17 protein-coding genes and 1 tRNA gene are annotated in these 25,395 nt (G+C 66.9%); 4 read left to right on the forward strand and 14 right to left on the reverse strand.

Going from position 1 to position 25,395, the window contains the following annotated elements:
* Nucleotides 1–20: 20 nt before the first annotated feature.
* The gene (locus tag PT015_RS08790; RefSeq protein ID WP_285191007.1) at nucleotides 21–1,037 is read left to right on the forward strand and encodes an FAD-dependent oxidoreductase; all 1,017 of its coding nucleotides are present in this window, start codon (nucleotides 21–23) and stop codon (nucleotides 1,035–1,037) included.
* On the opposite strand, the gene PT015_RS08795 is transcribed toward PT015_RS08790, so the two are convergent.
* The 5 genes from PT015_RS08795 to ssb all read right to left on the reverse strand — a co-directional run bounded on the left by PT015_RS08795 (nucleotide 1,038) and on the right by ssb (nucleotide 9,132).
* Nucleotides 1,038–1,709: a hypothetical protein gene (locus PT015_RS08795; protein WP_285190246.1), complete on the reverse strand. Its 672-nt coding sequence runs from the start codon at nucleotides 1,707–1,709 to the stop codon at nucleotides 1,038–1,040. It lies immediately after the preceding gene.
* Nucleotides 1,697–2,113 (reverse strand): acyl-CoA thioesterase, encoded by a 417-nt coding sequence (locus PT015_RS08800; protein WP_285190247.1) that lies wholly within the window; start codon nucleotides 2,111–2,113, stop codon nucleotides 1,697–1,699. The genes PT015_RS08795 and PT015_RS08800 overlap by 13 nt, the downstream gene beginning before the upstream one ends.
* The gene (locus PT015_RS08805; protein WP_390887956.1) at nucleotides 2,110–6,903 is read right to left on the reverse strand and encodes an NAD-glutamate dehydrogenase; all 4,794 of its coding nucleotides are present in this window, start codon (nucleotides 6,901–6,903) and stop codon (nucleotides 2,110–2,112) included. The genes PT015_RS08800 and PT015_RS08805 overlap by 4 nt, the downstream gene beginning before the upstream one ends.
* Before the next feature lie 48 nt (nucleotides 6,904–6,951).
* The gene (gene ettA, locus PT015_RS08810; RefSeq protein ID WP_285190249.1) at nucleotides 6,952–8,628 is read right to left on the reverse strand and encodes an energy-dependent translational throttle protein EttA; all 1,677 of its coding nucleotides are present in this window, start codon (nucleotides 8,626–8,628) and stop codon (nucleotides 6,952–6,954) included.
* A gap of 63 nt (nucleotides 8,629–8,691) precedes the next feature.
* Complete coding sequence (ssb, locus tag PT015_RS08815) at nucleotides 8,692–9,132, reverse strand: single-stranded DNA-binding protein (protein WP_285190250.1); 441 nt, start codon at nucleotides 9,130–9,132, stop codon at nucleotides 8,692–8,694.
* A gap of 292 nt (nucleotides 9,133–9,424) precedes the next feature.
* Between ssb and PT015_RS08820 the strand changes: the two genes are divergently transcribed.
* Nucleotides 9,425–10,684: an IS30 family transposase gene (locus PT015_RS08820; RefSeq protein ID WP_285185748.1), complete on the forward strand. Its 1,260-nt coding sequence runs from the start codon at nucleotides 9,425–9,427 to the stop codon at nucleotides 10,682–10,684.
* 52 nt (nucleotides 10,685–10,736) lie between these two features.
* On the opposite strand, the gene PT015_RS08825 is transcribed toward PT015_RS08820, so the two are convergent.
* The 5 genes from PT015_RS08825 to lipQ all read right to left on the reverse strand — a co-directional run bounded on the left by PT015_RS08825 (nucleotide 10,737) and on the right by lipQ (nucleotide 19,822).
* Nucleotides 10,737–12,734: a cytochrome c oxidase assembly protein gene (locus tag PT015_RS08825; protein ID WP_285190251.1), complete on the reverse strand. Its 1,998-nt coding sequence runs from the start codon at nucleotides 12,732–12,734 to the stop codon at nucleotides 10,737–10,739.
* Between the two features lie 25 nt (nucleotides 12,735–12,759).
* The gene (locus PT015_RS08830; protein ID WP_285190252.1) at nucleotides 12,760–15,102 is read right to left on the reverse strand and encodes a glycerol-3-phosphate 1-O-acyltransferase; all 2,343 of its coding nucleotides are present in this window, start codon (nucleotides 15,100–15,102) and stop codon (nucleotides 12,760–12,762) included.
* Nucleotides 15,099–16,826 carry an HAD-IB family hydrolase gene (locus PT015_RS08835; protein WP_390887957.1) on the reverse strand — a complete coding sequence of 576 codons (1,728 nt, stop codon included), beginning with the start codon at nucleotides 16,824–16,826 and terminating at the stop codon, nucleotides 15,099–15,101. Before PT015_RS08835 ends, PT015_RS08830 begins: the two co-directional genes overlap by 4 nt.
* A gap of 49 nt (nucleotides 16,827–16,875) precedes the next feature.
* The gene (locus tag PT015_RS08840; protein ID WP_285190253.1) at nucleotides 16,876–18,342 is read right to left on the reverse strand and encodes a wax ester/triacylglycerol synthase family O-acyltransferase; all 1,467 of its coding nucleotides are present in this window, start codon (nucleotides 18,340–18,342) and stop codon (nucleotides 16,876–16,878) included.
* Nucleotides 18,343–18,574: 232 nt separating this feature from the next.
* Complete coding sequence (gene lipQ, locus PT015_RS08845) at nucleotides 18,575–19,822, reverse strand: esterase LipQ (RefSeq protein WP_390887958.1); 1,248 nt, start codon at nucleotides 19,820–19,822, stop codon at nucleotides 18,575–18,577.
* A 191-nt stretch (nucleotides 19,823–20,013) separates the two neighbouring features.
* On the opposite strand from lipQ, the gene PT015_RS08850 reads away from it, so the two are divergent.
* Together PT015_RS08850 and PT015_RS08855 are read left to right on the forward strand one after the other, a co-directional pair.
* Nucleotides 20,014–20,087: transfer RNA gene (locus PT015_RS08850), tRNA-Arg, on the forward strand.
* Between the two features lie 84 nt (nucleotides 20,088–20,171).
* Nucleotides 20,172–20,927 (forward strand): enoyl-CoA hydratase, encoded by a 756-nt coding sequence (locus tag PT015_RS08855; protein ID WP_390887959.1) that lies wholly within the window; start codon nucleotides 20,172–20,174, stop codon nucleotides 20,925–20,927.
* Between the two features lie 15 nt (nucleotides 20,928–20,942).
* Here PT015_RS08855 and PT015_RS08860 read toward each other — a convergent pair whose 3' ends face one another.
* The 4 genes from PT015_RS08860 to PT015_RS08875 are packed head-to-tail and all read right to left on the reverse strand — an operon-like array spanning nucleotide 20,943 to nucleotide 25,390.
* Nucleotides 20,943–21,761 carry an HpcH/HpaI aldolase/citrate lyase family protein gene (locus tag PT015_RS08860; protein WP_285190254.1) on the reverse strand — a complete coding sequence of 273 codons (819 nt, stop codon included), beginning with the start codon at nucleotides 21,759–21,761 and terminating at the stop codon, nucleotides 20,943–20,945.
* Complete coding sequence (locus PT015_RS08865) at nucleotides 21,761–22,255, reverse strand: MaoC family dehydratase (RefSeq protein ID WP_285190255.1); 495 nt, start codon at nucleotides 22,253–22,255, stop codon at nucleotides 21,761–21,763. Before PT015_RS08865 ends, PT015_RS08860 begins: the two co-directional genes overlap by 1 nt.
* Nucleotides 22,252–23,412 (reverse strand): acyl-CoA dehydrogenase family protein, encoded by a 1,161-nt coding sequence (locus tag PT015_RS08870; protein ID WP_285190256.1) that lies wholly within the window; start codon nucleotides 23,410–23,412, stop codon nucleotides 22,252–22,254. Before PT015_RS08870 ends, PT015_RS08865 begins: the two co-directional genes overlap by 4 nt.
* The gene (locus PT015_RS08875; RefSeq protein WP_285190257.1) at nucleotides 23,405–25,390 is read right to left on the reverse strand and encodes an acetyl-CoA carboxylase biotin carboxylase subunit; all 1,986 of its coding nucleotides are present in this window, start codon (nucleotides 25,388–25,390) and stop codon (nucleotides 23,405–23,407) included. Before PT015_RS08875 ends, PT015_RS08870 begins: the two co-directional genes overlap by 8 nt.
* Between the last annotated feature and the right edge of the window lie 5 nt (nucleotides 25,391–25,395).

Below are 25,395 nucleotides of genomic sequence, written 5' to 3' on the forward strand. Positions count from 1 at the left end.
GCATGACGTACGCATGGACGGTGATCGGCGCCGGGCCCGCAGGCATCGCCGCGATCGGGAAACTTCTCGATCACGGCGTGGCCGGCGAGGACATCGCCTGGATCGACCCGGAATTCGCGGCGGGCGACCTCGGCGCGAAGTGGCGATCGGTGTCCAGCAACACCAAGGTGAGCGCGTTTCTGGAATACCTCAACGGCGCCAAGGCCTTTCGGTTCTCCGAGGCGCCTCCGATGCCACTGACCGAAACCGATACCGAGGAGACGTGCGCGCTCGCCCTGGTGGCCGATCCGCTGTTGTGGATCACCGAGCATCTGCGGCAACGGGTCGACACTTTCGAGACCACCGCAACCGCACTGGTCCTGACCGACCGCCGGTGGCGGATCGAGACCCAGGAACAGCCGCTCACATCGCAGAATGTGATCCTGGCGGTCGGGGCTACCCCGAGGAAGCTCAACTATCCTCAGCTGCAAGAGATTCCGCTGGAGATTGCTCTCGATCCAGAGAAGCTTGCCCGACAGCCGCTGGAGAACGCGACCGTCGCGGTGTTCGGGTCGTCGCACTCGTCGATGATCGCGCTGCCGCATCTGCTTCGCCTTCCGGTCGCGAAGGTGGTCAACTTCTATCGCAGCCCCGTCAAGTACGCCGTGTACCTGGACGACTGGATCTTCTACGACGACACCGGTCTCAAGGGCCGGGCCGCGGATTGGGCTCGGGAGAACATCGATGGCGTGCTGCCGGATCGCCTGGAGCGCTGCCTCGTGGACGGACCCGACTTCGGCGACAAGCTGGCCGAGTGCGATCTCGCGGTGTACACCGTGGGCCTCGAACGCCGGACGTTGCCCGAAACCCCGCAATGGGGTCAGCTTGATTACAACCCCGACAACGGCATCCTGGCGCCGGGATTGTTCGGTCTCGGGATCGCGTTTCCACAGCGCGCGGTCGACCCGTACGGCTATGTCGAATACCGCGTCGGTCTGAAGAAATTCATGGACTACCTCTACGAGGTCCTGCCGCTGTGGACGCGCTACTCGACCTAGTCAGCGCAGCACGACGGCCGGGTCGCCGCGACGCCGGTACACCGATCCGAATCGCGCATCGATGCGAAGCCACGCCGGCAGTACGCGAACCCGGACGATCTCATCGGAGTCGACGGCGTCGGCATCCGCCGGCAGGAAACCCATTGCCGTCAAGGCGAATACGCACCGCATCGGCACGCCGACGCTGTCGTCGCCGCCGCTGACCCGAACCACTTCCTGGTCCAGCAGCGATGTGGGCGGCCCCTGCGAACTGCCGTGCTCCTTGGCCAACTGCGATCCGCGCTGCGCCAGATCCAGCATCAACCGAGCCGGCACGTCGTCGAGATGGGTGAACGCGGAGTCCGGCGGCAGTGCGCCGCGCCACGCGGAGTCCATCGGAAATCCCGGGTCGACGTAACCCGAGTCGTCGACCGCGGCGAGGCCGCGGGACAGTTCGTCGGCCCCCACCGACAGGTCGTCGGGTCGCACGACGCCGGCCACGACCCTGCTGGCCAGGACGTCCAAACCCGTTGACACCCAGGCGGTGAACTCACGGGAAGAACGCGCGTGCAGACGCACGACCGTGGCGGCGTCGAGTCGCACCGCGCGCTCGACGAAGGCGGCCAGGTCGGCGCGGTGGGCGGTGACGGATTCGGGGCCCAGCCACACGCCCCGGTCGGCTACCTCAGCCACCGTTGCAAGTATTCCCGATGATGTGGGGACAGGCGAACCAGCTTCTGCTCGTCGATGTTGAAAGCGGCCAACTGTGACTCACCGACCACCGCGGGCTTCGAGTCCGGATCCGCGTTGACCGAGCGCACCTCGTAGCCGACAGTGAAGTCGACCGCCCGCAACCGCTTGGTCCACATGGTCACCTGAAGCGGCGAATCAATCAGCCGCAGTTGGCCTTTGTACGTGACCCGCACGTCGGCGATCAGCAGGCCGATTTCTAGGATGTCGGCCTCGAACGCCGGCTTGAGGAACGGGACCCGCGCCTCTTCCATGATCGTGATCATGATCGCGTGGTTGACATGCTGATACATGTCGATGTCCGACCACCTGACCGGGACCGGTGCCACAAAACCCGGTTGGCTCAACCTGCTGCTCCTCGCCCGCTGGTGCGCGTCATCGAACGAATCTGACGCGCCGCCACCGACAGTGTGGCCAAATCCCGCTGGCCGCTTTCGTATATCTCGATCAGGGTCCGTCGCGCCCGCTCCACGCGCGACGCGCTGGTGTGCTCCCATTCGGCGATCTTCTCTTCGCCGGTCTCGTCCGGTTCGCCGACCGCGAGCACGTCGAAACACAGCGAGCGTAGCGACGAATATATGTCGTCGCGAATCGCCAAGCGCGCCAACGAGTGCCAGCGGTCCGCCCGCGGCAGCTCCGATATCGCGGTCAGCAGGCCGTCGGTGCCGAGCCGCTCCATCAACGCGAAATAGGTGTCGGCCACCTCGGCGGGCTCGCGATCCTCGATGTCCGCGACGTCGATGATGTCCAGCAGGCTGTAGCGATACAACCCGACGGCCACCATGTAACCGAGGTCCTCCGACGCGCCCTGGCGGACGAAGTCGGCGGCTTCCTTCTCCACGATCGCTTTGTCGTCGCCGCGCAACCACTCCGACATCCGTGGGGTCAGCGCCGCGACTTTCCTTGCGAAACGGTTGATTTCGGCGCCGACGGCCAACGGTTGCGGGCGATAGTTCAGCAGCCAGCGCCCGGAACGGTCGATCAATCGGCGGGTGTCCAGCGTCATCTGGTCGGACACCGCGATCGGTAGGCCCGCGTCGCGGATCTCGTGCCACAACTCGCCGATCCCGAAGATGGCTTCGGTCGCGGCGTAGGTGCGCACCGCGTCGACCGGGCTGACCCCGGTGTCGTGGGAGATGCGGTAGTCGTAGCTGATGCCGGCGGTGTCGACCAGGTCGTTGACCAACATGGTGGTCACGATCTCGCGCCGCAGTTGGTGCGACCGGATCGCCGGGCCGCACCGCGCGCGCAACTGCGTCGGGAAGTACTGCGGGAGCTTGCGGGCGAACACCTCCTGATCCGGCAGATCCGTTTCCAGCAGTTCGTCTTTCAGCGTCAGCTTGACGTGCGCCATCAATGTCGCGAGTTCCGGCGAGGTGAGCCCGAGGCCCACTTCCAGGCGACGGGCGATCTCCTTCTCCGACGGCAGCGCTTCGAGTTCGCGGTTGAGTCCACGCTCGGCGACCAGGTACTTGATCTGGTCGGCGTGTACCGGCAACAGGCTCGGGGCGTTGGCCCGGCTGGTCCCCATCAGGTCGTTCTGGTCGGCGTTGTCGGCGAGCACCAGCTCGGCGACCTCGTCGGTCATCGATTCGAGCAAGGCGGTGCGTTCGCTCGCGTCGATCGCGCCCGCGGTCACCTGCGCGTCGACGAGAATCTTGATGTTGACCTCGTGGTCGGAGCAGTCCACGCCGGCCGAGTTGTCCAGCGCGTCGGTGTTGATCCGTCCACCGCACAGGTCGAATTCGACGCGGCCGAGCGCGGTGACGCCCAGATTTCCGCCCTCGCCAACGACTTTGGCGCGCACCTGGTTCGCGTTGACGCGCAGCGCATCGTTGGCTCGGTCACCGACGTCGGCGTCGGACTCCGACTCGGCCTTGATGTAGGTACCGATGCCGCCGTTGAACAAGAGGTCCACCGGCGCCTGCAGGATCGCGCGCACGAGTGCGGGTGGCGTCATCTCGGTGACGTCGCCGTCGATGCCCAGCGCCTCGCGGATTTGTTCGCTGATCGGAATCGATTTGTGTTCGCGGCTGTACACCCCGCCGCCGGTGCTGATCAGCGACGTGTCGTAGTCGTCCCAACTGGATCGCGGCAGATCGAACATCCGTTGGCGTTCCCGCCAGGAAGACGCCGCGTCGGGGTTGGGGTCGAGGAAGATGTGCCGGTGGTCGAAGGCGGCCAGCAGCCGAATGTGCTCGGACAGCAACATGCCATTGCCGAACACATCGCCGCTCATGTCGCCGACGCCGACGACGGTGAAGTCCTCAGTTTGAGTGTCGACGCCCATCTCGAGGAAGTGCCGCTTGACCGCTTCCCACGCGCCCTTGGCGGTGATGCCCATCGCCTTGTGGTCGTAGCCGACCGATCCGCCGGAGGCGAAGGCGTCGCCCAGCCAGAAGCCGTAGGACCCGGCGACTTCGTTGGCGATGTCGGAGAAGGTGGCGGTGCCCTTGTCGGCGGCCACCACCAGGTAGGCGTCGTCGCCGTCGCGGCGCACGACTTCGGCTGGGGCGCTGACCTCTCGGGTGGTGTGGTCGACGTTATCGGTGACGTCGAGCAGGCCGGAGATGAACAGCTGGTAGCAGGCGATGCCTTCGGTGCGCGTCGCGTCACGGTCGATGGCGGCGTCGCCGGTGGGCAGCGGCGGCTGCTTGACGACGAACCCGCCCTTCGCGCCGACCGGAACGATCACCGCATTCTTGACCGCCTGGGCTTTGACCAGCCCGAGGATTTCGGTGCGGAAGTCCTCCCGGCGGTCCGACCAGCGCAGTCCGCCGCGCGCGACGAAGCCGAACCGCAGATGCACGCCCTCGACCCGCGGCGAGTAGACGAAGATCTCGAATTTCGGTCGCGGCAGCGGTAGTTCCTCGACGAGTTGGGCGTCCAGCTTCAACGACAGCACATTCTGGCTGCGTGCCGAGCCCTCGCGCGTGACAAAGTAATTGGTGCGCAGGGTGGCCTGGATCAGCTCGGCGAAGGCGCGCAGCACACGGTCGGTGTCCATGCTCACCAGCGCGTCGATGTCCTGGGCGACCGCCACGGCCGCGGCCTGCGCGTCGCGGTTCTTCGACGTCGAGGGATCCGGATCGAAGAGCGCCTCGAACAGCGCCACCAACGCCTGTGCGGTGGCGGGGTTTTCGTTGACCACCGCTTCGATGTGCGCCTGACTGTAGGCAAAACCGGCCTGCCGCAGGTACTTCGCGTAGGCGCGTATCACCACGACCTGCTGCCAGGTCAGGCCGGCGCGCATCACCAGTTCGTTGAAGCGGTCGATCTCCGCGCGGCCTTCCCAGATCGCGGTGACTGCGTCGGCGAAACGCTGCGCGGTCGCCTCACGCTCCGGGCCGGGCTGCGAGAGTGGAACGGTCGGCTGCGGGGTGATCTTGAATTGGTAGATCCAGATCGGCAGCCCGTCGGGCCGGGTGACGGTGAAGGGCCGCTCCTCGAGCACCTCGACGCCCATCGACTGCAGCATCGGCAACAATTCGCTCAGCGACGCGGTCCGCCCGCCCAAATACCATGTCAACCGCACGGTTTCGTCGTCGCTGTGGTCGGAGAGCACCAGCTTGACCGAGTCGTCGGTCAACTCGTCGAAAATCGCGATGTCCTCGATCGAGTCCGCGGGGGTGACGAACTGCTTGTACGCCTCGGTGAATGTGCCCGCGTAGTGCTCGGCCTCTAGCAGATCGATGCCCGCCGTGGCCGCCTCGGTGATCAGCCGGTCGGACCAGGTGCGGGCCGCCTCGGTGAGCATCGCCTGCAGCCGGACCCGGTTGGCGTCGGAGGTGTCGACCTTGGGGGCATGGTCTTCGCGCAGCCGAACCATGAAATGCAGCAGTGCCCAGGGCGATTCGGTGACTCGGGCGGTGAATTCGAGACTGGTGCCGCCGAACTCGCGAACCAGGATGTCCTCGATCTGCAGGCGCACGGCCGTCGTGTAGCGATCGCGCGGCAGGTAGACCAGGCAGGATACGAAATACTCGAGACGGTCGGCCCGCAGGAACAGCAGCGCCCGTCGCCCCGACCCGAGATCGACCACCGACTTGGCCATCGCCAGCAACTCTTCGGCCGTGCGCGCGAAAAGTTCCGAGCGCGGTACGGTTTGGAGAACATCGAGGACCAGCTGGCCGGGATGGCCGGGGTCGAGGTCGGCCAGCGTCAGCACCTCGTGGGCCCGCCGGGAGATGATCGGGATCTCCAACACGTCGGCGTTCATCGCCGCGACGGTGAACAGGCCGATCAGGCGGTGCTCGAAGATCTCGCCGCCGGCGTCCTCGCGGACCGCGAACACATAGGGGTAGGCGCCGAAGCGCAGATAACTCGCGACGTCGGTCTGCGCCAACGCCAACAGTTCATCGTCCAGCGTGAGCCGGGGCCGAGAACCCTTGCGCCGCCGCAATACTCCGAGGCTGGCCGTGGCGGCGTCACCCGAGACCCGCCCGTCGCGCACCGGGCAGCGCTGGTAGCCGAGCAGCGTGAAGTTGCCCGCGGCGAGCCAGCGCAACAGCGTGGCGACGTCGGCGTTGTTGGCGCCCGGGTAATGGCCTTCGGCGTTGGTCTCGACATCGTTGGCAAGGTCGTCGAGCACGGCGAGCATGGTGGTCGCGTCCGCCGCGACGCGGCGAAGGTCGGCCAGCACGCCCGGCAGCAGGCGTTCGGCTTCGTGTAAAGCGTTGCGGTCCACCGACGGTGAGAGCTGGATGTGGATCCAGGTCTCGTCGATACCGCCGCCGCCAGAATCCTTGGGGCCGACGGCGATCAGGTCGCCGCTGCCGTCGCGCCTGACCTGGAAGACCGGGTTCATGATCGCGGCGTAGGCCACGCCCAGCCGGTGCAGCAGTACCGTCACCGAATCCATCAGCATCGCGCCGTCGTCGGTGACCACCTGCAGCGCCGGACCGAAACCGCCCTCGTCGTCGGGCGGATAGACCGCGACACGACTCTCCCCCGCCGGCCGGTGCGAACCGAGCCGGTAGTGGGCGCCCAGCAGGGCCGGCGTCACCGACGGCGCCGCGGCCAGTTCGGCTTCGTCTTCGTGCGGACCCTGATAGCTCTCGGCGTAGGCGGCCGAGATCCACTCGGGGATCGCGTAATTGTCGGTGAAACTCGTCCAGGCATGCGCGTCAACCGTCATGCCGACCGCTCCCGGAATGGGCATACCAACGCTGGCATGCTCGCGACACTAGTCCCGTGTGAGCCTTCGGTGGGTTACCCGGTGCGGCCGCGCCGCGTCGGCGCCGAGGCGTTCGATCTTGTTCTCCTCGTAGGCGCCGAAGTTGCCTTCGAACCAGAACCACTTGGCTTCGTTGTCGTCGTCGCCTTCCCACGCCAGGATGTGGGTACAGGTCCGGTCGAGGAACCAGCGGTCGTGGGAGATCACCACCGCGCAGCCGGGGAACTTCTCCAGCGCGTTCTCCAGCGAGCCGAGGGTTTCGACGTCGAGGTCGTTGGTCGGCTCGTCGAGCAGGATCAGGTTGCCGCCCTCCTTGAGGGTCAGTGCCAGGTTGAGCCGGTTGCGCTCACCACCGGACAGCACCCCGGCCGGCTTCTGCTGGTCGGGGCCTTTGAAGCCGAACGCCGACACATAGGCCCGGGACGGGATTTCGTTCTGGCCGACCTGGATGTAGTCCAGCCCGTCGGAGACGGTCTGCCACACGGTCTTCTTGGGGTCGATCCCGCCGCGGGTCTGGTCGACGTAGCTGAGCTGCACGGTTTCGCCGACCTTGACCGAACCGCTGTCGGGCTGTTCGAGCCCGACGATCGTCTTGAACAGCGTCGTCTTACCGACACCGTTGGGGCCGATGACGCCGACGATGCCGTTGCGCGGCAGCGTGAACGACAGGTCCTTGATCAGCGTGCGACCCTCGAAGCCCTTGTCCAGGTGCTCGACCTCGACCACCTGGTTGCCCAGCCGCGGACCGGTCGGGATCTGGATCTCCTCGAAGTCGAGCTTGCGGGTCTTCTCGGCCTCGGCGACCATCTCCTCGTAGCGCCCAAGCCGGGCCTTGTTCTTCGCCTGACGGGCTTTGGCGCCGGAGCGAACCCAGGCGAGCTCCTCGGTGAGACGCTTCTGCAGTTTGGCGTCCTTGCGGCCCTGCACCGCGATGCGCTCGGCCTTCTTCTCCAGGTAGGTGGAGTAGTTGCCCTCGTAGGGGTAGGCGCGACCGCGGTCGAGCTCGAGGATCCACTGCGCGACGTTGTCGAGGAAGTAGCGGTCGTGGGTGACCGCCAGCACCGCGCCCTCGTAGGCGGCTAGGTGCTGCTCGAGCCACTGCACGCTCTCGGCGTCGAGGTGGTTGGTCGGCTCGTCGAGCAGCAGCAGGTCCGGCTTGGACAGCAGCAGCTTGCACAGCGCGACGCGACGACGCTCACCACCGGACAGGTGGGTGACCGGTTCGTCGGGCGGCGGGCAGCGCAGCGCGTCCATCGCCTGCTCGAGCTGCGAGTCGAGGTCCCACGCGTTGGCGTGGTCGAGCTCTTCCTGCAGTCGGCCCATCTCCTCCATCAGCTCGTCGGAGTAGTCGGTGGCCATCAGCTCGGCGACCTCGTTGAACCGGTCGAGCTTGACCTTGATGTCGCCCAGACCCTCTTCGACGTTGCCGCGGACCGTCTTCTCTTCGTTCAGCGGCGGCTCCTGCTGGAGCATGCCAACGGTCGCGTCCGGCGCCAGGAATGCTTCGCCGTTGTTGGCCTTGTCCAGTCCGGCCATGATCCGCAAGACGCTCGACTTACCCGCCCCGTTGGGGCCGACGACACCGATCTTGGCGCCCGGATAGAAGCTCAAGGTGACGTCGTCGAGGATGACTTTGTCGCCGTGCGCCTTGCGGACCTTTTTCATCGTGTAGATGAACTCAGCCATGCCGCGGTGTTGCCTTTCTGATTGCGAGGTATTGCTCGCGACCCATCCTAGGCAACGCCGCGACTAAGCCGACAGCGGCAACGGGGCCTCCTCGGCCGGCGCCGTGTCGGCCTGCTCGTCCTCGGCCGCGTCGGTCGGAACCGGCACCGCCACCGTCTTCTCGACTCGGGCGAGGCAGCGCGAGAGGTCGGGCCCGACGGCGGTCGCGCGCATCTCGAGGCTCGACCGCTGATTGCCGTCGCGATCCTCGTATTCACTGGTGTAAACGTGCCCGGTGACGATCACCGGCGAGCCCTTGGCCAGTGAGGCGCCAACGCCGGTGACCAGCCGGCCCCAGCAGTTCACGGTGACGAACAGCGAGTTGCCGGGCTCCCAGGTCCCGTCGGCGGTGCGGCGCCGTGAGTTGCTGGCCACCCGAAACTTGAGCACCTCCTGGTCGCCGACGCGGCGGCGCTTCGGGTCGTTGACGACGTTGCCGACCACGGTCAGCGGAGTTTCGAACATTTCTTGTTCACCTTTCCTGTGATGCACCGCAACCGGTGCTCGATGAACGCCATTCAGCTCGGGATCACCGACGGGCCGGGCCATCAACAGGGCCTCAGCGGCACGGGTTGTGGAGAAAGGCGTGACTGTGGATTCGCGAGTTGTCGCTCAGAGGCGGGCAAATCGAGTGCCGTCGACCTGACGTTGCAGGTGTGACTCGTGGGGTCAGCGGTCTCGCGACGCAGAACTCAGGGTCGTGAATCGGCGCTTGGGCTCAGGGGGTCGTTGCAACACTTTGCGGTGAGGAGTGTTGATGGCCGGGCAGCCTCAGGTGTTGTCGGTGCAGCGTCGGTTTTGGGTGTTGATTGCTGATGGGTGGTCGTCGGAAGATGCCGGCGCTGCGGTCGGCGTGTCGGCGACGTGTGGCAGGAAGTGGTTCCGCAGATTTGGTGGTGTGAATCCACGAATGCACGAGCCGCAGGGCCGAATTCGGCCGCGGCTGTCACCAAGTGAGCGTGAGCAGATCATGATCGGTACCTCGCAGAGCGAGTCGATCCGCTCGATCGCTGGTCGGTTGGGGCGGGCGCCGTCGACGATCATGCGTGAGATCGCTATCAACGGTGCTGCGCGCAATCGCACAGGCCGCTATCGGGCCCTGCATCGGTTCGGCGCTTACCGTGGTGGCTGGGATGCTCAGTCGGGTTATTCGGCGCGGATCGCTCAGCGCCGCAGCGAAGAGCGGGCGCGTCGCCCCAAGGCTGGCAAGCTGGCCCGCTGCCCGGGGTTGCACGACAAGGTGCAAACGTTGTTGCTCAAGAAGTACAGCCCCGAACAGATCGCCGGCGAGCTAGCCACGATGTATCCCAACCGTCCGGAGATGCAGGTGTCCCACGAGACCATTTACAGGTCGCTGTACGTGCAAGGACGCGGTGAGCTGCGTCGCGAGCTGACCCAATGCCTACGCACCGGGCGTGGGCTGCGCAAACCCCGTAACAGAGTCCGCGCCGCTGACGGTCGTGGCCGTATTCCGGGCATGGTCAACATCTCTGAGCGCCCCGCTGAGGCCGCCGACCGGGCCGTGCCTGGGCATTGGGAGGGTGATCTGATCATCGGTAAAAACCAGGCCTCCCAGATCGGCACCCTTGTCGAACGCTCCACGGGCTATGTGCGCCTGCTACATCTGCCCGCCAGCCGCAGCGCTGAAATGGTCGCTGACGCCATGATCGCCGCGATCACCGAACTGCCGCCCACCCTGCGTCGCACCGTGACCTGGGACCAAGGTCACGAGATGGCCCAGCACGCCAGGATCAGCCTCGCCGCGGACATTGAGATCTATTTCTGCGACCCGCATTCACCCTGGCAGCGAGGCAGTAACGAAAACACCAATGGCCTGTTGCGGCAATACTTTCCAAAGGGAACCGACCTGTCGATCCACTCGGCTGAACACCTCAGCTTCGTCGCCGACGAACTCAACGGTCGCCCACGGAAACGATTCGGCTGGGACAACCCCACCAACCGCCTCAACGCACTACTGTCAGCCCCGACAGAAACCACTGTTGCAACCAAACCTTGAAACCGCCGCGCGAATCGCAGCCCTGGCTTCAGTCTCGCGGCGGAGCGAGGCGCTACCGCTCGCGACGGGCCATCTCGGCCAGCATCGCGTTGTAGGCGACGAGTTCGGCATCCTCGTCGCGGTCGGCGGCGCGATCGAGCCGACGGGCGGTTCGCTCGTCGCTGCGCGACCATTGCACCAACAGCGCGATCATCACGACGGCCAACGGAATTTCACCTGCGGCCCAAGCCATTCCGCCGCCGAGCCGCTGGTCGCCGACCAGGTCGGTGTGCCAGCTCAGCTGCAGCGCCCGGTAAAAGCTCTCGCCGAGCACCTTCTCCATGCTCATCAGGATGATCGCGAAGAACGCGTGCAAAGGCAGCGACGCAAACACCACCGCCACCTTGGCCAGCGGCGGGATCGGCCGCGGCGTCGGATCGACGCCGATGACCACCCAGTAGAACAGGTAGCCGCTGGCCAGGAAGTGCACGTTCATCACCAGGTGGCCGATGTGGCTGCCGACGGCGGCATCGAAAATCCCGCCCAGGTACAGCCCGTAGAACCCCGCGACGAACAGCGCCGTCGCCACCACCGGGTTGGTCAGGATCTTCGAGATCCTGCTGTGCAGAGCGGCCAGCAGCCATTCGCGCATGCCCGGCGGTTCGCCCCGCCCGGCGGCCGGCAGGGCGCGCAGCGCGAGACCGACCGGCCCGCCCAGCACCAACAGGATCGGCACCAGCATCGACAGCATCATGTGCGCGGCCATGTGCATGCTGAACATCGCCGGCATGTAGCGCCCGATGCCCGACGACGTGACGAACAGCAGCGTCAGGCAGCCCAGCAGCCAGGCCACCGTCCGCCCCTTCGGCCACGCGTCGCCGCGCCGCCGCAGCCGTCGCACGCCGGCCAGGTACAGCGCGGCGAAGATGATCGATGCGGAGCCGAAGATCAGGTCGAACCGCCAGTCGATCAATACCCGCGCCGGTGTCGGCGGCCCGGCGAAGTCGTAGCCGATCTTGACGTCGGGTATCGACGGGATGCCGATGGGCAGCGGCGGCGGCGGAGTGCGGCCCAGCCCGACCGCGACGCCGAATGTCAGACCGAACAAGACCGCCTCGACGACCGCCAGCCGGACCAGTCGGTCTCGCGAACTCGGATCCTCTTGCAGCGCAGCCACTCCCGCGCGTCGTTGCCGCCACCCGACGGCACCGAGCAGACACAACGCCACGAACTTGACCACGACCAGCCGTCCGTAGTCGCTGTAGAGCAGATCCGCCGGGCGGATGCGCACCGCCGCGTTGACGACACCGCTGAGCGCCATCGCCCCGAAGCACCACAACGCGATAGTCGAGAACCGCCGCGCGGCCAGATCGGCATGGCCGCCGCCGCGGAGCACGTGCGCCAGCAGGGCCATCAGCCCACCGGCCCACAGGCCGCCCGCGAACAGGTGGATCAGCAGGCTGTTGGTCGCCAGGTCGTGCGATCCACCCGCCGATGAGTGGCCGGTCAAACCGAGCGGGACCAGCGTCACCAGCGACCCGGCCAACAGCAGCGGCGCCCACGACCAGCGCAGCACCGGGAGGCTGGCGATCGTCACCACCGCGGCCAGCAGCGCGGTCCATCGCCACGCCGCCGAGATGTTGATGATGCCGGCCAGCGACCACAGGTCGGCGGGACCCAGGTGCGCGGTGACCGGCTGACCCGACACGTCGGACACGGTGAGCGGGACCAGCAGCGCGGCGCACACCGTCCACACCCCGGCAGCCACCGTCCCGACGCGCAGCGCCCGATAGCCGTCGACGTCCAGGACGCCGCTGTCCTGCGGCGGCACCAGGAACGCGGCCGTCAGGAACGATCCCACCGCGACCACCGCCGCGGTCTCGCCGGCCGCGCGGACGAATGGCAGCCCGAGCGTGGTGACCGGGCCCGGATTCGGCAGCCCGGTCGCGGTCAACGCAGCCGCCAGAGACAGCACCCCGATGCCCGCAGCGGTGCACCCGGCCAACGCCGCCACCCCGATGAGCAGCGGCCACGCCGCGGCGCGGCGGGTGGCGGCCGGAGGACCCGTCATACCCCAAAGGGTACGGCCGCGTTACCTACGCCCGTTCCGCGCCGCGTGCCTCAACCTCGCGCGCGATGAACTGGTTGCGCGCGATCTGCGCGACGTGGTCGAAGTCCTGCAGGATCGCCTGCAATTCGCGGCGGAATGTGACGCGGCGCTCGGCGAGATCCGGTGCGGGTTCAAGCAGATCCTGATCGCCGACGACCTGACGCGCGGTGTCGAACAGCAGCGTCGACACCGGTTCGCTGCTGCGCACCCGGCCCTGCGCGACGTATTGCTTGCCGACGCCGAGCGCCAACTGGGTGAGCTCCTTGGCGCCGATGTCCGCCGGGGCATCGCGCAGCACGTCGGCGACGATCTCGTAGGCCTCGAAGAACACCCGCAGCATCGCGTCCGACATCAGCGGCCGCTTCGCGTAGAGCATTGCGTCGATCTCGGCGGTGCCGGCCGCGACCTGCGCCTCCCACCCGTCGTTCCACGCCATCTCGTCGGCGATGTTCTGCCGGAAAGCCGCCGAGTCGGCGAAGTAGAAGTCGAATTTCAGCAAGTCGCGCAGGCGCATCGCCTGCGTCCAGAACGCCTCGAGGTGATCGCCTTCCGCCCGGGCGGCGTAGGCCAGCGCCAACTCGACGATCACGGTCTCCAGGAACGCGTGGATCACCGAGTTCCGGTAGAACGCCGCGGTGTGTTCGTCCTCGGGGGCGATGCGCCACACGGGTTCCCGGCCGCCGTCCACCCGGGTCACCGGATGGCCGTTCGACAGTGAATCGACGGCTGCCCGAACACCTTCCGGGGTGCGCAAGCGCAGCGCGCTGGTCGACATCGGGGTGTTCTTGCGTTCGAGGTAGTCCAGCGAGTCCTGCAAGGTGTGATGCAACTGGGTCAGCGTCAACGCCACGCCGTGCGTTGTCAACAACAGCGCCGAGACCAGACCGGTCGCGTTGACCGGCGTCGACTGCAGGATCCGCCAGGCGACCTCGAACGACATCTTCTGCAGCGCAAGCCGTTTGGCGGCATCGTCGTCGGCGACGTCGCCGTGGGAGGGGCCGAGGTAGTCGCGCATCGACACCGCTTCCGGGAAGCGGACGTAGATCTTGCCGTAATTGCGTTCGCCCTGCGCCTTGATGAAGTTGTACATCCAGCTCAGACCCTCGGCACGCTTCTCGCCGCCACGGGCGTAGGCCGCATACTCGGCGGTCTCGTGCAACTGGTCGAAACTGATCGAAACCCCTTGCAGCAGAATGTCGTCGCTGCGGCCATCCAGATATGCGTCGGCCACGTAACTCATCAGTCCGAGCTTGGGCGGCAACATCTTCCCGGTGCGTGAGCGGGTGCCCTCGATCGACCAGCTCAGGTTGAAGCGCTTCTCCACCACGTAGCCCACGTACTCCCTGAGCACGTACTTGTAGACGGGGTCGTTGCCGATGTTGCGCCGGATGAAAATGGTCCCGGCGCGGCGCAGTAGCGGCCCCATGAACCCGAAAGCCAGGTTGACACCGGCGAATACGTGCACGGGTGGCAGCCGGTTCTCCTGCATGGCGACGGGCATGACAGCGCCGTCGATGTAGGACCGGTGCGAGAACAACAGCACCGCGGGGTGCGCTTCCAGGGCGGTGCGCAGCGCGGCGACTTGATATTCGTCGTAGTCGATTTCGCGGTCGAACCCGCGGCTGAACAGCCGTCCCAGCACCCCGACGAGGTCGACGGACGCGCGACTCCAGCCGGTGGCCAGTTCGTCGAGCATCTTGCCGGCCTTTTCCAGGTCGGCGCCGGGGATCTTTTCCAGGCCGGCGCGGAATCTGGCCGATGCCATGATCTCTGGCCGAACAAGTCGCGGCGATTTGTACTGCGGCCCGAGGATCCGGTATTCGGCACGTTCCATGGCCAACAGCGCGCGGCGGGTTACGAAGTGCGCGAATTCGCGGGGATTGTCGCCGACGGTGATGTCGCGCCACTGCTGACGAAGCTCGGATACCTTGGCCGACTCACCGGCCACCACTTGCGCGCGAGCCCGATCGGACCGAAGGATCAGGCGCTGCAGACGTTCGCTGGGCTGGTAGGGGTTTCGGCCCGGCAGCAACGCCGTCAGGCGGTTCAGTGCCGTCGCATCGGCGCGCGGCATCCAGAAGACCCGCACCGGCACGATCGACCGGTCTTCGTCCATCTCCAGTTGTTCGACCAATTGTGCCAGTGCGCCCGGCGACGGGTCCTGCTCGGGTAGCGCGAGCACTTCGAGACTGGACTCAGGGTGTCGAGCACGCTGCTGGTCGACCCACGCGGCCAGCAACTCCGACTCGATGGGCGAGGACGCCGCCGCCAGTACCAGCGTGGGGGCGCCGGTGGTGAACTGCCCGACGTCGTCGGACTCGGTCGTCACGATCGCCCCTTGGGCCGCGGCGTATTCGGTTGTGCCTTGGTCGCTTTGGTTGGCGCGACCTTCTTCGCGGCCACCTTTTTGGCGGGCACGGCCTTCTTGGCGGGTGCGGCCTTCTTGGCGGGTGAAGCCTTCTTCGCGGGAGCCTTCTTGGCGGGAGACTTCTTGGCGGGTGCGGCCTTCTTCGCGGGAGCCTTCTTCGCAGGGGCGGCCTTGGCGGGCTTCTTGCGGTACACGTCGTGGTCGGGCAATTCTTCGACCGGCCAGTCGGCCAGCGTATCGATATAGAGTTGGCGCACCTCGGCGATCCGTTCCGACAACGTCTCGACGGTCCAGTCGGCGACCGAAATCGGCGGGAACACCGCGACATCCACCGTTCCGGGGTTCATCGTCGTCGAGTTGCGGGCGGCGATGATCTCGGCGTTGCGGATCACGATCGGCACGATCGGTATGCCCACCGACATCGCCATCCGGAACGGCCCCTTCTTGAACGGCCCGACGCTGGTGGTGTCCAGCCGGGTGCCCTCGGGGGCGATCATGATCGAAAGCCCTTGCCGGGCACGCTCTTCCACCTTTTGCAACGTCTCGATGGCCGCGGCCGGGTTGTCCCGATCGATGAAGACCGAGTCGAGCGCCTTGCCCAGGGTGCCCATGATCGGGTCGTTCTCGAGTTCCTTCTTGCCGACTGAGACCCAGTTGTCGCGGATCAGCGCACCGGTAATGACCGGGTCGACCTGGTTGCGGTGGTTGAAGATGAACACTGCGGGCCGTTCGGCCGTCAGGTTCTCCTCGCCGAGGATGTTGAGCTGAACACCGCTGGCGGTCAACAGCATCTGCGACCACGTCGCGGTGAAGAAGTTGACCCCTCGGCGCCGGCTGCGGGTCAGCAGCCCGATGCCGAGCGCCCCGGCCGCGACGGGAACCACCGAGCCGACGCCGGCCAGCGTGCGTAGTTGCGCGGTGATGCCGCCGCCACTGCGGCTGGTGAAACGCAGGATGGGCCAGCCCCGCCGCTTCGCGACCGCTGCCATCTTGCCTTCGGGGTTGGTCGGCCGCGGATTGCCGACCAGATACATCAACGCGACGTCTTCGTCGCCGTCGGCGTAGAAGTAGCTGTCCTTGAGGTCAATCCCGTTCTCGCCGGCGAACTTCTGCACCGCGGTGGCCTTGCCCGGACCCCACAGGATGGGGGCGACGATCTCACCGGTGAGCACCCCGTCGTCGTCGGTCTCGAACTTGTTGGTGAGCGTGTTGACGATGCCGAGGAAGCGCGCGACCGGTGCCACCTGGATGGTCAGCGCCGACGAGCTGAGCACCACCGTGTGCCCGCGGGCCAGGTGGGCGCGTACCAGTTCGCGCATCTCCGGATAGACCCGAGATTCGATGCGCTGCATGAACAGTCGCTCACCGATCTCGTCGAGGTCGCTGAGCATGCGACCGCGCAGCGCGCTCGACGCCTTGCTGATCAACTCCTCGAATTCGATGCGGCCGAGCTGATGGTTGAGCCCGGCGGTGACCATGCTGATCAGCTCGCCGACGCCCATGTCGCGGCGCCTCAGTCGTTCCTGGGTGAGGATCACCGCAGTGAAGCCGGCCACCAACGTGCCGTCCATGTCGAAGAAGGCACCGATCTCGGGCCCGGGTGGGCTGGCCATGATCTCGGCCACCGAGCCCGGCAGCCGGAGTTCGCGAGCCGGTTTCTGCGCCTCGCCGTTCTGCTTGCTCATCTGCGCCGCTCCTCCTCATCGCTGCGCTCTGCATCGTCGCCGGCGGGTCTCATCTGCGCCGCTCCTCCTCATCGCTGCGCTCTGCATCGAACGACGCGGGCACCGCACGCGCATCGGGATCGCCTGCCAGCGCCAGGATTTCGTTGAACCCGTCGAGGAAACACTGCGCGAACAATTGCTCGTCGCGGATCGCCGCGCGGTCGTAGCGCGCGGTGATCGTGCAGTAGCCGCCTCGGGAGATCAGCACCACCATCATCGCCACGCCAGGTAATGGGCCAATGCCATACTGCCGCAACACCTTTGCGCCCGCGAGGAACGTGTCGCCGGGATAGACGGGAACATTACTGGCCTGCACGTCCGATCCCACTACCGAGCCGGTCAGTGATTCCAGCAGCGGACCCGGCAACACGCTGAGCACCGGCGAGATCGAGCCGATGATGTCCATCGCGGGCTCATCCCGACGCTGGGTCATCTGCAGCCGGATCTTCTGCATGCGGGTGACCGGATCCTTGGTGCCGACGGGAGCGGCCAGGTTCACGCCGGTGAATCGGTTGCCGCCGGCCGCGTCCGACTCGGCGCGCAGGCTGACCGGTACGGCCATCGGCAGCGACGAGATCGGCACCCCGAGTGCCTCGTGGTAGCGACCGAGCGCGCCGCACAGGCCGGCCAGGTAGGCGTCGTTGATCGATCCGCCACCGGCTTTCGCGGCCCGGTGCAGATCCGACAGCGGGATGTCGATGGCCTCGCTGCGAGTCGCCAGGCTGCGACGACTGAGCAGCGGGGACGGCTCGGCGGCACGGGCCACCACCCGGGCGCCCGATCGCGCGTAGCTCAGCACGCCCGACATCGCGGCGCTGGGCCGGGCGACTGCCCGCCCGACGGCCGAGGCCGCACCCCACAGTGCGCCGCCGGCCCCCTTGGCGACGTGGACTGCCAGGTTGTTGAACCCCTCGCGCATCAGGTCGTTGGCGGTCAGGTCCTGCGGAATCGGCTGGTCCGGGGTCGGCTGCGCGGGCGGATCGCGTTCGAGGTCGTAGATGTGGGCGAACATCTCCACGCTGCCCACACCGTCGGTGACGGCGTGTGAGAGATGCAGCAGCGTCGCGGCCTTGCCATCCGGCAGGCCCTCGATCAGCGTGGCCGTCCACAGCGGTCGGGCGATGTCCAACGGAGACTGCACCATCACCTCGGCGAGGTCCAGCACCTGGCGCAGCGAACCGGGTTCCGAGACGCGCATCCGGCGCACGTGGAAATCCAGATTGAAGTCCGGATCAACCACCCAGCGTGGCGCGGCCGTCGGCAACGTCGGCACCACGACCTTCTGGCGCAGCCGCAGCACTTTGCGCGACGCGTTCTCGAAGCGGGTGCGGAACTGGTTCCAGTCGGGCGTGCGGTCCAGGATCTCCAGCGCCATGATTCCCGAGCGGGTACGGGGATTGGCCTCCCCGCGATGCAACAGGTAATCGACCGGTCCCAGCGCCGTGGGCAACCCGGCCGCGTCGACCTGCTCAGCCATTGACAGCCCCCCGCGTCAACGCCGCCATTGCCACTCAGACCTCCCGTTTCGAATCGGCCGCGCGCCCCGATCTCGGGCCAGCGTGGGCAACTCCAAACTAGTCCGGTTCACGCGACGGCGGTAGCCGATTGTCCGGATCAGAGTCCGAGTTCAACCACGTCTCAGGTGCCGTACGAATCACCCTGTGGTGCTGCCGAATTGGCAGCGAGCAAACGCCTGAGCGGTTGGCGACCTAGCCGGTCGATGCGACGCGCTTGCGCATCGACCTCGTCCCCGAGCGCTGATGCCGACCGTGAACGGCACCCAGGAAGTCGGCGACCGCGTCGGCCGCCAGACGAGAGCGAACGGTCGCGAACAAGTCGAAAGCGTGGTGTGCATTGGGCAATTCGGCGTAGCCGACGGTGGCCGCACCGGCGTCGCGGAGTGCGTCGCAGAACGAGCGAGCCTGCACGCTCGGGATCACCGAATCGCTCTCGCCGTGCAGGACGAAGAACGGCGGCGCGTCGCGGTGCACGTGCGAAATCGGCGAGGCCAGCTCGAAAAGGCCGGGGTTGTCGGCATATTGCTCTTTCATGACGAACAGTTCGAGGAACTGCATCATCATGTCGTGCATTTTCGCGGTATCGGTCAGGTCGTAGACGCCGTAATACGGTGCGGCGGCCTGCACGGTCGTGTCGGCGTCCTCGAAACCGGGCTGCAGACTCGGATCGTTCGCGGTGAGCGCGACGAGGGCAGCCAGGTGGCCGCCCGCCGAACCGCCGGTGACCGCAATGAAGTCGGGGTCGCCGCCGTAGTCGGCGATGTTCTCGCGGACCCAGGCCAGCGCGCGTTTGACGTCGACGATGTGTCCCGGCCACGCGTTGCGCGGGCTCTTGCAGTAGTCGATCGACACGCAGACCCAACCGAGTTCGGCCATCCGGCCCATCAGTGGATAGCCCTGGGGCCGTCTGCCGTTGACGGTCCACGCACCGCCCGGGATCTGCAGCAGTACGGGTGCCTTGTGACCCGGTTTGATGTCGCGGTGCCGCCAGATGTCGAGCATGTTGTCGCGGACGTTGGGGCCGTACACGATGTCGGAGGTCTCCGCGGCGTAGCGGCGATGACCGCCCGCGGAGTGCAGCACACCGCCCCGGCGCTCGGGCCGGTCGTCGATCGGGTGATGAACGGAATCGCGGTAGTGCTCACCAAGAGCCTCGTCAAGCGCGGCGGTGAGAATCCGGTCGGAACGCTGGGCCGCCCAGCCGGTGGCGACCTTGGACAGCGGAGCCACTCCCGACAACGCGTGCCCGGTGAGGACCTGCGGGGGGAATTCGGACGTGAGCCAGCCGGCCAGGAACCCGGCGACGGTTGGCGAGCCGCGCAGCAGCAGCGAACCCGTGCGGTACGCGCCGATCGGCCCCGACGCGAGGTGCAACCCGTGGCGCACCATGTCGGCACACGCGCGGGAGTAACGCTCCCGTACTTCCAGGACTGTGGTCATGACCTGCCACTCCTCGTCGTTGAGCACACGTCGCCCGCATGGCGCACGGCATGGCCGTGGGTAGCGTACGTGTGTGGCGGGCCTCACATTAGCCCAATTAGACGTATTGCCAACAACATTTCCAGCGGCGTTGCGGACGGTCTATACCCAGATTTCACGTTGGCTACACTGACCTGCGCTTGGAGTCTTCGGCCCCCGTAGCTCAGCTGGATAGAGCACATGACTTCTAATCTTGTGGTCGCAGGTTCGAATCCTGCCGGGGGCACTGAAAGGCTGATGCATCAGATGCTCCTGTGACCAACGGGATACATGTGGCGCATGTCGTTCGACAAACTCGCGGAGGTGCCTGATGTCCCCTGAGCTGGTCTTATATCGCGTGGAGAACCGCGTCGCGCTGATCACCGTCAACGACCCCGACCGCCGCAACGCCGTCACCGCCGAATCGTCCGCATTGTTGCGGGTCGCTGTGGAGCGCGCCGAGGCCGACCCCGAGGTGCACACCGTCGTCGTGACCGGCGCAGGCAAGGCGTTCTGCGCCGGGGCCGATCTCAGCGCGCTGGGCAGCGCCGCCGAGGAAGGTCTGCGCCTGCTGTACGACGGCTTCATGGCCGTCGGCCAGTGCACGCTGCCGACGATCGCGGCCGTGAACGGCCCCGCGGTCGGCGCCGGCCTGAACCTGGCGCTGGCCGCCGACGTACGCATCGCGGGCCCACATGCGTTGTTCGACGCCCGTTTTCAGAAGTTGGGCATCCATCCCGGCGGCGGAGCGACGTGGATGCTGCACCGCGGCGTCGGGCCTCAGGTGGCCCGGGCGGCCCTGCTGTTCGGCATGCGCTTCGACGCCGAATCCGCTGTGCGGCACGGCCTTGCACTCAGCGTGGCCGACGACCCGGTGGCCGCGGCGCTGGAGTTGGCCGCCGGTCCGGCGTCCGCGCCGCGTGAAGTGGTGCTCGCGACCAAAGCCACCATGCGCGCAACCGCCAACCCGGGGTCGCTGGACACCGACCTGCACGAGCAGGCCAAGAACACCGAGATCGGGCCGCAGGCCCATTCGATTCAGTCGCCGGAGTTCGCGGCCCGGCTGGCCGCGGCCAAACGAAAGTAGCGGCAACCGAATTCGCTAAGCCCCCGGCTCTCCTGCCAGGTGCACGATCCGCTCGGCACGTCGCAGCACCGGAGCGTCCACCATCTGCCCCTCGAAGGCGAAGACGCCCCGCTCATCGACGGCGGCGGCGAGTACCTTTCGCGCCCAATCGATCTGATTCTGCGACGGCGCGTAACCGGCCCTGATCACGGGAACCTGGCTGGGGTGGATGGCAATCTTCGCGTCGAAGCCGACGGCGACGGCGTCGTCCACCTCGCCGCGTAGCCCGTCGAGATTCTTGATGTCGAGATAGACCGAATCCAGCGCGATTCGGCCGTACGCCTTGGCCGCCAGCAGCGACTGGGAGCGAACATGACGGGCCACTTCCCGGTAGCTGCCATCCGGGTAGCGGTTGGCCGTGCCACCCAGCACGGCGAACAGGTCCTCGGCACCCCACATCACCGCGATCGCGTTGTCGACCCGTACGGTCTCGGTGACCATCAGGGCACCCAGCGGCGACTCGACGAGCACGATCACGTGCAGCGACGCGAGGGCGCTGACGTGTTCAACCGCTTCGCATTTCGGCAGCATGACGGTGTCGTACGGGGTGTTCTCGAGCGCCTGCAGGTCCAGCTTCTGGTCTTCGGTGCCGAACTGGTTGACGCGCACCACCGTTCGCGACGGGTCGAGCGGGACGTCGATCAGTGACTTGCGGGCGGCGGGCCGGTCGGCGGCCGCGCAGCCGTCCTCGAGGTCGAGGATCACGACATCGGCTGCCGCGGCGGCCTTTTCGTAGCGCTCATGACGGTCGGCCGGACAGAACAACCACGCGGGGCCGGGGTTGCTGAGCGGCATCAGTCATGCTCCTCTGCGGGACGCATCCGCACCATGGTCTTGCGGTGTGCGGTGGCGACCACGTCGCCGTGCTGGTTGCGGCCGGTGTGCGCAAAGGTCACGATGCCCTCGCCCGGCCGGCTCTTGGATTCGCGCTTCTCGAGGATGACCGACTCGGCGTACAGCGTGTCGCCGTGGAAAAGCGGCTTGGGGAAGGCGATTTCGGAGAACCCGAGGTTGCCGACGATGGTGCCCTGGGTTAGCTGTGCGACCGACAGGCCGACGAGCGTCGACAGCGTGAACATCGAGTTGACCAGCCGCTGGTTGAACGGCGGCAGCGCGTCCGAGAACGCCGCATCGAGGTGCAGCGCCTGGGTGTTCATCGTCAGGGTCGTGAACAACACATTGTCGGCCTCGGTGATCGTCCGGCCCGGGCGGTGCAGATAACGCACGCCGGTCTCGAATTCCTCGAACCACAAGCCCCTCTGGACGACTTCGCGAAATTCCTCACTCACAGGCCGACCTCGCGGCCAATCAGCATCAGCTGCACTTCTGTTGTCCCCTCGCCGATTTCGAGAATCTTACTGTCCCGGTAGTGCCGGGCCACCGTGAACTCGTTCATGAACCCATACCCGCCGTGGATCTGGGTGGCATCCCGGGCGTTGTCCATCGCCGCCTCGCTGGCCACCAGCTTGGCGATCGCCGCCTGCTTCTTGAACGGCTTTCCGGCCAGCATCAACGCCGCGGCGTCGTAGTAGGCGGTGCGGGCGGTGTGGGCTCGGGCCTCCATCCGCGCGATGGTGAACGCGATGGATTGGTAGCGGCCGATCGCCTGTCCAAACGCCTCGCGCTCCTTGGCGTACTTGACGCTTTCGTCGACGCAGCCCTGCGCGACGCCGGTGGACAACGCCGCGATCGCGATCCGGCCCTCGTCGAGGATGCGCAGGAAGTTGGCGTACCCGCGGCCGCGTTCGCCGAGCAGGTTCTCCTCGGGCACGCGCACGTCGTCGAAGCTCAGCGGGTGGGTGTCCGAGGCGTTCCAACCGACCTTGTCGTATGCGGGCTCGACGGTGAATCCCTTTGTCGGAGCGGGCACCAGGATCGACGAGATCTCTTTCTTGCCGTCCCGGTCACCGGTCACCGCCGTGACGGTGACGAGCTTGGTGATGTCGGTGCCGGAGTTGGTGATGAACTGCTTGGAGCCGTTGATGACCCAGTGGCCGTCGTCGAGTTGCGCGGTGGTCTTCGTCGCGCCGGCGTCGGTGCCGCCACCTGGTTCGGTCAGCCCGAACGCGCCCAACGCCTGCCCACTGGCCAACAGCGGCAACCATTCTCGCTTCTGCGCGTCGTTGCCGAATCGGTAGACGGGCATCGCACCGAGCGAGACGCCGGCCTCCAGCGTGATCGCGACGCTCTGGTCGACCTTGCCTAGTTCCTCCAACGCCAGGCAGAGCGCGAAGTAGTCGCCGCCCATGCCGCCCCACTCTTCCGGGAACGGCAGACCGAACAACCCCATCTCGGCCATGCCCGCGACAACTTCGTACGGAAAGGAGTGCTCGGCGTCATGCTTGGCGGCGACGGGGGCGACGACACTCTGGGCGAAGTCGCGGACGGTCTTGGCCAATTGTTGGTATTCGTCCGGGAGCGTCCCGGTCGACAGGAAGTCACTCATCAGTCTTGTCCTCTGCCTGGATTCGGGCCAGCGTCTGGCCCACTTTCACCTGATCGCCAACGGCGACAAGAAGTTCGACCACGCCATCGACGGGCGCGGGCAGCGCATGCTCCATCTTCATCGCCTCGACGGTGACGACCACCGTGCCGGCCGCGATCTCTGCGCCGTTCTCGACGCCGACAGCGACGACCGCGCCGGGCATCGGGCTGGTCAACTCGGCATCGCCCGAATGCTCTTCATCCGCGCGGACCGACGCCTCGCGCACTTCTTCCAGCACGGCGACGACGCCTTCACCCGCCAACCAGACCGCACTGTCCTGCGCCGCGACGGTGTAGGTCGTCCGCAACCCGTCGAGCGCCACGGTGAGCTGATCGCCAACCAAAGACACTCGCAGCGAACGGGATTCGCCATCTTCGACGCGGGCCTCGGCGGCGTCCGGACTGCCGACGAGGTGAACATGGTCGGTGCGCTCGCCGGAGCGCAGCCGGACGCCAACCGGCGCGTGTCGGCCGACCCGCCACCCGGACGGCACCGTCCACAGGTCGGCCCCTGCGGCCGGGAAGCGTTGCAGCCATAGGTAAGCCGCCGCGGCGATGAACTCCGCGTCGGACGGTTCGGCGGCCACGAAGTCGCCGGCCCGGCGGTCCAGCAGACCGGTGTCGAGCCGACCGGCGACCACGTCGGGGTCGGCCAGCAGAAAGCGGACGAATTCGATGTTGGTGACGACGCCGAGCACCGCGGTGTCGGCCAGCGCGCGATCCAGGGTGCGTAGCGCCGTGGCCCGGTCCGGGCCGTAGGCGATGACTTTCGCGAGCATCGGGTCGTAGTCGCTGCCGACTACCGTCCCGGCAGACAAACCGGAGTCGTTGCGCACGCCGTCGGCATGGGATTCCTTCAACCCCAGCACGTCACCGCCGGTGGGCAGGAAGCCGTGCGCCGGATCCTCGGCGTAGACGCGGGCCTCGATCGCGTGGCCGCGCAACGCGATATCGCCCTGCTCGACGGTCAACTTCTCCCCCGCGGCGATCCGGACCTGCCACTCGACCAGGTCCCAGCCGGTCACGAGTTCGGTGACGGGGTGCTCGACCTGCAGGCGGGTGTTCATCTCCATGAAGAAGAACTCGTCGGGACGGTCGGCGGAGACGATGAATTCGACAGTGCCCGCGCCGGAGTAGTCGACGCTGCGGGCGGTGTCGCAGGCGGCGGCGCCGATCCGGGCGCGGGTCTCGGCGTCGAGTAGCGGCGACGGCGCCTCTTCGATCACCTTCTGGTGGCGGCGCTGCAGGCTGCACTCCCGCTCACCGAAGTGCACCACGTTGCCGTGGTTGTCGGCCAGCACCTGCACTTCGATGTGTCTGGGCCGCAGTACAAATCGCTCGAGGAATAGGGTGTCGTCGCCGAACGCGGCGGCCGACTCACGGCGGGCGCTCACCAGAGCGGCGGGCAGGTCTGCCGGCTCCTCGACCATGCGCATGCCCTTGCCGCCGCCTCCGGCGGACGGCTTCACCAGGACCGGGTAGCCGACCTCGTCGGCGGCCGCGATCAACTCGTCGTCGCTGAGGCCGGGACGCGCGAGGCCGGGAACGACCGGCACGTCGAAAGCCGACACGGTCTTCTTGGCGGCGATCTTGTCACCCATGGTCTCGATGGCGCCGACCGGCGGCCCGATGAACGCGATGCCGGCGGCGTCGAGGGCCGCGGCGAATTCCGCGTTCTCCGAAAGGAATCCGTAGCCGGGGTGCACGGCCTGCGCGCCGGTGCGTGCCGCCGCGTCGACGATCTTGGCGATGTTGAGGTAGCTCTCCCGCGCGGCCGCCGGGCCGATCGCCACGGCGACGTCGGCCTCCGCGACGTGGCGGGCATGGGAGTCGGCGTCGCTGTAGACCGCAACCGACCGAATACCCATCGCCTTGAGCGTGCGGATCACCCGGACGGCGATCTCGCCGCGGTTGGCCACCAGAACTGTATGGAATCCCATCGCGG

The sequence above is a fragment of the Candidatus Mycobacterium wuenschmannii genome (genome assembly GCF_030252325.1).
Lineage (GTDB): Bacteria > Actinomycetota > Actinomycetes > Mycobacteriales > Mycobacteriaceae > Mycobacterium > Mycobacterium wuenschmannii.

Bases quoted from the DNA above. Each gene is read 5' to 3' on its own strand.
- PT015_RS08870 (WP_285190256.1), bottom strand. From the start codon at position 23,412: ATGAGTGACTTCCTGTCGACCGGGACGCTCCCGGACGAATACCAACAA.
- PT015_RS08805 (WP_390887956.1), bottom strand. From the start codon at position 6,903: ATGACGGTTGACGCGCATGCCTGGACGAGTTTCACCGACAATTACGCG.
- PT015_RS08820 (WP_285185748.1), top strand. From the start codon at position 9,425: ATGGCCGGGCAGCCTCAGGTGTTGTCGGTGCAGCGTCGGTTTTGGGTG.
- PT015_RS08875 (WP_285190257.1), bottom strand. From the start codon at position 25,390: ATGGGATTCCATACAGTTCTGGTGGCCAACCGCGGCGAGATCGCCGTC.
- PT015_RS08860 (WP_285190254.1), bottom strand. From the start codon at position 21,761: ATGCCGCTCAGCAACCCCGGCCCCGCGTGGTTGTTCTGTCCGGCCGAC.
- PT015_RS08825 (WP_285190251.1), bottom strand. From the start codon at position 12,734: ATGACGGGTCCTCCGGCCGCCACCCGCCGCGCCGCGGCGTGGCCGCTG.
- ettA (WP_285190249.1), bottom strand. From the start codon at position 8,628: ATGGCTGAGTTCATCTACACGATGAAAAAGGTCCGCAAGGCGCACGGC.
- ssb (WP_285190250.1), bottom strand. From the start codon at position 9,132: ATGTTCGAAACTCCGCTGACCGTGGTCGGCAACGTCGTCAACGACCCG.
- PT015_RS08835 (WP_390887957.1), bottom strand. From the start codon at position 16,826: ATGAGCAAGCAGAACGGCGAGGCGCAGAAACCGGCTCGCGAACTCCGG.
- lipQ (WP_390887958.1), bottom strand. From the start codon at position 19,822: ATGACCACAGTCCTGGAAGTACGGGAGCGTTACTCCCGCGCGTGTGCC.
- PT015_RS08855 (WP_390887959.1), top strand. From the start codon at position 20,172: ATGTCCCCTGAGCTGGTCTTATATCGCGTGGAGAACCGCGTCGCGCTG.
- PT015_RS08840 (WP_285190253.1), bottom strand. From the start codon at position 18,342: ATGGCTGAGCAGGTCGACGCGGCCGGGTTGCCCACGGCGCTGGGACCG.